Raw genomic sequence first — 7,049 nt, forward strand, 5'->3', positions numbered from 1 at the left:
CGCCCGCGGGCCCGCACGGGGCTGTTGCTGGGAGCCGTGCTGCTCGTGGCGGCGGCGGGTGCGGGCTGCGGCGGGCGGGCCACCACCCACCACAAACCCGGCACCACCCACGAGCAGGCCTCCGGCCCCTCCGGAACCTTGGCCGGGGACGACGGCACCGGCCACCGGCTCCGCGACGTCCCGGCCGCGGGCGCGCCACAGGTGTCCCTCGCCGTCCGCCCCGACAGCGCGGACGGCTGGAACCTCCAGCTCACCGTCCGGGACTTCCGCTTCACCCCGGACAGCACGGGCGGCGCCGCCCTGCCCGGCGCGGGCCACGCCCACCTCGCCCTCGACGGCCGCAAACTGGCCCGGCTGTACGGCCCGTGGTTCCACCTGCCGGCCGCGCAGGTCCCCCCGGGCACGCACACCCTGACCGTCCGCCTGTACGCCGACGACCACACCGCCTGGTCGGTGGCCGGCCGCCCCGTCGAGGCCACCGCCCGCCTCACCGCCGACGCGGGCACCGGTCCGGCGGGCACCGGCTCCGCAAACGGCGGCGGGCACGGCCACGGGACGGGCGGCGGGACCAGCGGGACGGACGGCGGCGCCGGGACGGCAGGCACCGGCACCGCCCCGACGCCCGCCGCGCCGCCGGCCGGCGGACCCGGCGACGCCGACCGGACGGTCACGGTCACCGTCCGCTCCGGCCGCGTCAGCCCGCCCCCCGGCCGCATCGCGCTCGCCCGCGGCAGCCGGATCGCCCTCCGCGTCACCAGCGACCGGGCCGACACCCTGCACGTCCACGGCTACGACAAGGAACTGGCCCTCCCCGCAGGACGGCCGGCCACCCTCGTCCTCACCCTGGACCGCACCGGGCTGTTCGAGGTCGAGACCCACGACTCGGACCTGGTCCTCACCCAACTCGTGGTCCGGTGACCGCCCCGGTGCCCCGCCTCGCCGCACTCGCCCACGGGGTCGGGTCCCAGCACGACCTGCCCATCTCGCCCTTCTACGCGTTCGCCGGCGCCTTCGCCGCGCTCTTCGTCTCCTTCCTCGCGCTCGGTCTCCTCTGGTCCGCCTCCCGCTTCCGCGGCGACCGCTCCGGGCACCCGCTGCCCGCCGCCGCGGCGCGCTGCGCCGACGCACCCGCCGTGCGCCGCACGCTGCGCCTCCTCGGCCTGGCCGCCGCCCTCGCCGTGCTGCTCTGCCTGCTGCTCGGCCCCGACGACCCCGAGCGGAACCCCGCACCCGGCGCCGTCTACGTCCTCCTGTGGGTCGGTCTCGTCCCCGCCTCCCTCCTCCTCGGCCCCGTCTGGCGCCTCCTCAACCCGCTGCGCACCCTGCACCTCCTGATCTGCCGCCTCCGGCGCCGCACCCCCGACCGGCCCGTCCCGGCCCGCCTCGGGCTGTGGCCGGCCGCCGCCGGACTCTTCGCCTTCACCTGGCTCGAACTCGTCTCGCCCGACCCCGCCTCCCGCACCTCCCTCCTCGCCGCGCTCACCGGCTACGCCGCCGTCCACCTGGCGCTCGCCGCCCGCTACGGCGACCGCTGGTTCGACGAGGGCGACGCCTTCGAGGCGTACTCGACCCTGCTGGCCCGGCTCTCCCCGTTCGGCCGCCGCGCCGACGGCCGGCTCGTCGTACGCAACCCCTTCCACGGCCTCGACGCGACCCCCGAACGCCCTGGACTCGTCGCCACCGTCTGCGTACTCCTCGGCTCCACCGCCTACGACGGCTTCTCCGACCACCCCACCTGGATCGACGCCGTCCAGACCTCCCCCCTGGGCCGCACCCCCGCGGCCACCCTCGGACTCCTCGGCGCCGTCTTCCTCGTCGCCGTCCTGTACTGCGCCTGCGCCGCCGCCACCCGCCTGGTGTCCGGCACCTTCCCCCACCCCCTCACCGCCTTCGCACACTCCCTGCTGCCGATCGCACTCGGCTACCTGGTCGCGCACTACTTCTCACTTTTCGTGGCCGAAGCACCACGTACGGTGATGATGGCACTCGGCACTGACAACGCCCTCCCGCCCGCTCCACCACTGGGCCCCGGCGGCCTCGCGGCCCTCCAGGTCACCGCCGTCGTCACCGGGCACGTCCTCGGCGTGGTCGCCGCCCACGACCGCTCCGTACGGCTCTTCCCGCCGGCCCGGGCCGTCGCAGGACAGCTGCCCCTGCTCGGCCTGATGATCGTTTACACGGTCGGGGGGCTCAGCCTCCTGCTGAACTGAGGGGCGGGCATCATGGACCCCGTGCCCACCCCCAACCATCTCCGGCGCGCGCCCGTCCAGCAGCGCAGCGCCGAACGGCTCGCCCGGATCCTCGACGCCTGCGCGGAATGCCTCGACGAGACCGGCTACGAGAACCTGAGCACCCGCGCCGTCGCCGTCCGCGCCGGCGTCCCGATCGGCTCCGTCTACCGGTTCTTCACCAACAAGCGGGCGATGGCCGACGCTCTCGCGCACCGCAACCTCGACCGGTACGCGGAAGCCATCGCCGAGCGCCTGGCCGGCCTGCCCGCAGACGACTGGCGGCCCGCCGTGGACGCCATCCTCGACGAGTACCTGGCGATGAAGCGCTCCGTGCCCGGCTTCGGCCTCGTCGACTTCGGCGTGCCCGCACCGCCCGAGAACGCGGCCGTCGACGCCAACCGCCTCGTCGCGGCCCGGCTCACCGAACTCCTCTGCAGCCACCTCGACCGGGCCGCCGACGACGTCCTGCACCGGGCCGTGCTGGTCGCCGTCGAAGCCACCGACGCCCTGCTCCAACTTGCCTTCCGCTACGACCCGTCGGGCGACCCGGAGCTGGTCGGCGAAACCCGCACGATGATGCACGCCTATCTCGCCCGGCACCTGGACTGACGGTCCGGCCGGGGACGGCCCCCGGCCCCCCGCCGCCGCCTCCGACCGCCATCGGAGCAGGCCCCTCCCCGACGTGCCTACCGGTCGGTATGCTCGGCTCGCCCGTGCGCCCCGCCCGCCGCCGCCCCGTGGAGGACCCGTGTCCGACGCCACCGCCAGCCGCACCGCCCTGCGCATCTGCCCGCTCTGCGAAGCCACCTGCGGGCTCACCCTCACCGTCCGCGGCACCACCGTCACCGGCGCCCGCGGCGACCGGGACGACGTGTTCAGCCGCGGCTTCATCTGCCCCAAAGGCGCCGCCTTCGGCGCCGTCGACGGCGACCCCGACCGCCTCACCACCCCGCTCGTACGGCGGGGCGGCCGCCTGGAGCCCGCCGACTGGGACGAGGCCTTCGCCGCCATCGCAGCCGCCCTGCCCCCGCTCGTCGGGCAGTACGGCCCGGACGCCGTCGGCGTGGTGCTCGGCAACCCCAACGTGCACACCATGGCCGGCGCCCTCTACCCCGGGCTGCTGCTCCAGGCCCTGCGCACCCGCAACCTGTTCACCGCCAGCACCCTCGACCAGATGCCCAAGCACGTCTCCAGCGGGCTGCTGTTCGGCGACGCCAACGCCATCCCGGTGCCCGACCTCGACCGCACCGACTTCCTGCTGCTCCTCGGTGCCAACCCGATGGAGTCCAACGGCAGCCTGTGCACCGCCCCCGACTTCCCCGGCCGCCTGGCGGCCCTGCGCGCCCGCGGCGGCACCCTCGTCGTCGTCGACCCGCGCCGCACCCGCACCGCCCGCCTCGCCGACCGCCACCTCGCCCCCCGGCCCGGCACCGACGCCCTGCTCCTCGCCGCCCTCGCCCACGTCCTGATCGAGGAGGAACTCACCGCACCCGGAGCCCTCGAAGAACACGTCGAGGGAATCGGGGAACTCGCCGCGGCACTCCGTACGTTCACCCCGCAGGCCGTCGCACCGGCCTGCGACCTGCCGGCCGAGGAGATCCGCGCCCTGGCCCGGCAGCTGGCCGCGGCCCGCACCGCGGCCGTGTACGGGCGCATCGGCAGCTGCACCGCCGAGTTCGGCACCCTCGCCAACTGGCTCGTCGACGTCCTCAACATCCTGACCGGGAACCTCGACCGGCCCGGCGGGGCCATGTTCCCGCTGCCCGCCACCGGTCCCCGGCCGCGCCCCGCCGGACCGGGCAAGGGCTTCGCCCTGGGCCGCTGGCACAGCCGCGTCAGCGGCCACCCCGAGGCCAAGAGCGAACTCCCCGCCGCCGCACTCGCCGAGGAGATCGAGACCCCGGGGGAGGGGCGGATCCGAGCGGTGATCGCGATCGCCGCCAACCCCGTGCTGTCCGCCCCCGACGGACAGCGGCTCGACGCTGCCCTGGCGGGCCTGGACTTCATGGTCAGCGTCGACCCCTACCTCAACGAGACCTCGCGCCACGCCCACGTCGTGCTGCCCCCGCCGCCGCCCTCCCAGAGCGCCCACCACGACTTCGCCTTCAACGCCTTCGCCGTCCGCAACCAGGTCCGCTACACCCGGCCCGCCGTACCCCTGCGCGACGGGCTGCTCGACGAGTGCGAGATCCACGCCCGCCTCCTGCTCGCCGCGACCGGCGGGCACGGCGCCGACCCCGCCGAAGTCGACCGGCTCGCCATCGGCGCGACCCTCGCCAAGGCCGTCGCCGACCCGCACTCCCCGCTGCACGGGCGGGATCCCGAAGTGCTCGCCACCGCCCTCACCGGCACCAGTGGCCCCGAGCGCCGCCTCGACCTGATGCTCCGCCTCGGGCCGTACGGGGACCAGTTCGGCTTCTCCGCCGAGCCCGGCCCCGCCGAGCCCGGCCCCGCCGAGCCCGGCCCCGCCGAGCCCGGCCCCGCCGAGCCCGACCCCGGCGGGCTCAGTCTGGACCGGCTGCTCGCCCACCCGCACGGCATCGACCTCGGCCCGCTGCGCCCCCGCCTGCCCGGCCTGCTCCGCACCCGCAGCGGCCGGATCGAACTCCTCCCCGCGCCCCTCGCCGCCGAACTCCCCAGGCTGGCCCGGGCCCTGGCCGACCGCCCCCGCGGGCTGGTCCTCGTCGGCCGGCGCCACCTGCGCTCCAGCAACAGCTGGCTGCACAACGTGCCCGCCCTCACCGGCGGCTCCAACCGCTGCACCCTGCACGTCCACCCCGAGGACGCGGCCCGCCTCGGCCTCGCCGACGGGGAGCCGGCCCGCATCACCGGGGACGGCGGCAGCCTCGACGTGCCCGTCGAGGTCACCGACGCCGTGCGCACGGGGGTGGTCAGCCTGCCGCACGGCTGGGGCCACGACCGGCCGGGCACTCGGCTGAGGGTCGCCGCCGCCGCGCCCGGCGCCAACGTGAACCAGCTGCTCGACGGCAGCCGGCTGGACCCGCTGTCCGGGACCGCGGTGCTCAACGGCTTCCCGGTCACCCTCATACCCCTGCCCTGAGCTGGGCTTTTGCTCGTATTGCTCGCGGGTTCACATCTTGTTAACGCCTCCGGCCGGGCCCTACGTTCATCCGGACCGCCGGGCCTGGAGCCCCTGGGGCGGATCCAAGGGCGAACGTGAGGTTCCTTCCATGCTGACCATTCTCGGCTTCGCCATGATCGCGACCTTCCTGGTCCTGATCATGATGAAGAAGATGTCGCCGATCGCGGCACTCGTACTGATCCCCGCCCTGTTCTGCGTCATCGCGGGACAGGGCGCCCAGCTCGGCGACTACGTCATCGAGGGCGTCGGCAAGCTCGCGCCGACCGCCGCGATGCTCATGTTCGCCATCGTCTACTTCGGCCTGATGATCGACGTCGGCCTGTTCGACCCGATCGTCCGCGGCATCCTGCGGTTCTGCAAGGCCGACCCGATGCGGGTCGTGGTCGGCACGGCGGTCCTCGCGGCGATCGTCTCCCTCGACGGCGACGGATCCACCACGTTCATGATCACCGTTTCGGCCATGTACCCGCTGTACAAGCGGCTCGGCCTCAGCCTCGTCGTCATGACCGGAGTGGCCGCCACCGCCAACGGCGTCATGAACACCCTGCCCTGGGGCGGCCCGACGGCCCGCGCCGCGACCGCCCTCAAGCTCGACGCCGCCGACATCTTCGTCCCGATGATCCCGGCCCTGGCCGTCGGCCTGCTGTTCGTGTTCGTCCTCGCCTACGTCCTCGGGCTGCGCGAGCGCAAGCGGGTCGGCATGCTGGCGCTGCCCGGCGAGCCGGACGCCGAGCCGCTCCCGGGCGCGGTCGCCGTCGCCGCCGACGAATCCGCGGAGGCCGAGGAGCGGGTGCTCGTCACCGCCGGCGGCTCCGCTTCCGCTGCCGACCCGACCGGCGTCGGCTCCGCCCCCGGCACCGGTGGTGGCGCCGGCGCCCCGGCCGGCCCCGACGACGACACCGGGTTCCAGGGCCTCGACCCGCACCGCGCCACCCTGCGGCCTCGCCTGTACTGGTTCAACGCCGGGCTCACCCTGACCCTGCTCACCGCCATGATTATGGAGCTGCTGCCGATCCCGGTGCTGTTCCTGCTCGGCGCCGCACTCGCCCTGACCGTCAACTTCCCGCAGATGAGCGACCAGAAGGCCCGGATCGCCGCGCACTCCGAGAACGTCCTCAACGTCGCCGGCATGGTCTTCGCGGCCGCCGTCTTCACGGGCGTGCTCAGCGGCACCGGAATGGTCAAGGACATGGCCGACTGGCTGGTCGGCGCCATCCCGGAGGGCATGGGCCCCCACATGGCGCTGGTCACGGGCCTGCTCAGCCTGCCGCTGACGTACTTCATGTCGAACGACGGCTTCTACTTCGGCGTGCTGCCGGTCCTCGCCGAAGCCGGCGCCGCCCACGGCGTGTCCTCCCTGGAGATCGCCCGCGCCTCGCTGGTCGGGCAGGCGCTGCACATGTCGAGCCCGCTGGTTCCGGCCGTCTACGTGCTCGTCGGCATGGCGAAGGTCGAGTTCGGCGACCACACCCGGTTCACCGTGAAGTGGGCCGCTCTGACCTCGCTCGTCGTCCTCGGCGCCGGGATCCTCTTCGGCGTCATCTGACCCGCGGTCCGGGGAACCCGGCGGCCCCCGCCGGACCCGGACCGCCTCGCGGGCGCAGCCGCCACGGCGCGGCGGCGGCGCCCCGGCCGTGGGGGGGGGGGGCCCCGGGGGCCGGGGGGGGGGCCCCGGGGGGGGGGGGCGCCCGGGCCCGGGGGGGGGGGGCGGGGCG

The 7,049-nt window shown here is 75.3% G+C and carries 5 protein-coding genes; all 5 read left to right on the forward strand.

The annotated features are described in order from the left end of the window. The coding region (locus tag LG634_RS37225; RefSeq protein WP_308072760.1) for a hypothetical protein at positions 1-918 on the forward strand (918 nt) is incomplete at its 5' end. Further along, on the forward strand, positions 915-2,210 hold the full coding sequence (locus tag LG634_RS37230) for a hypothetical protein (protein WP_226740949.1): 1,296 nt from the start codon (positions 915-917) through the stop codon (positions 2,208-2,210). The genes LG634_RS37225 and LG634_RS37230, both read left to right, overlap by 4 nt. Before the next feature lie 12 nt (positions 2,211-2,222). Beyond that, complete coding sequence (locus tag LG634_RS37235) at positions 2,223-2,840, forward strand: TetR/AcrR family transcriptional regulator (protein WP_226740951.1); 618 nt, start codon at positions 2,223-2,225, stop codon at positions 2,838-2,840. Between the two features lie 139 nt (positions 2,841-2,979). Then, on the forward strand, positions 2,980-5,292 hold the full coding sequence (locus tag LG634_RS37240) for a molybdopterin oxidoreductase family protein (protein ID WP_226740952.1): 2,313 nt from the start codon (positions 2,980-2,982) through the stop codon (positions 5,290-5,292). 130 nt (positions 5,293-5,422) lie between these two features. Further along, a complete protein-coding gene (locus LG634_RS37245) occupies positions 5,423-6,880 on the forward strand; it encodes a CitMHS family transporter (RefSeq protein WP_226740953.1) in 1,458 nt (485 codons plus the stop codon). Positions 6,881-7,049 lie beyond the last annotated feature (169 nt).

It is taken from the genome of Streptomyces bambusae, assembly GCF_020532645.1.
In the GTDB taxonomy this organism is placed as follows: Bacteria; Actinomycetota; Actinomycetes; order Streptomycetales; family Streptomycetaceae; genus Streptomyces; species Streptomyces bambusae.